The organism is Paraburkholderia sp. JHI2823, assembly GCF_038900695.1.
Classification (GTDB): Bacteria; Pseudomonadota; Gammaproteobacteria; order Burkholderiales; family Burkholderiaceae; genus Paraburkholderia; species Paraburkholderia mimosarum.
The window spans coordinates 1-271 of record NZ_JAYMRY010000384.1 but is presented as its reverse complement, the minus strand read 5'-3'; the positions used below and the strand labels follow the sequence as shown (position 1 = coordinate 271).

Here is a 271-nt window from a genome sequence, read left to right as displayed (position 1 = left end):
CACCAGCCGACCCGCAGGCGGGAGCGCCAGATGTGCGGTTTTCGCGATGCGCGTCGCACGCAGGCGTTTCTTTCGTGCTTCGGCCCGATCCGGCAGCACTTCGCGTTGCCCAGACACCAGATGAACGTGGCATGTCATCGTACCGCGCTCCAGAAACGTTTCGCGACGTGGCATGGTTGGACTGTCACTGCGGCCGGAGACAGGGTTATCTAATCAGGATAACTACTCGTACGCCACAAAGACGGACTACATCGGCCAACCTGACAGAGCC

At 60.5% G+C, this 271-nt stretch carries 1 pseudogene; it reads left to right on the top strand.

The window, feature by feature from the left end:
• Positions 1-213: pseudogene (locus VSR34_RS39085) on the top strand (IS6 family transposase); the annotation flags it as partial.
• Between the last annotated feature and the right edge of the window lie 58 nt (positions 214-271).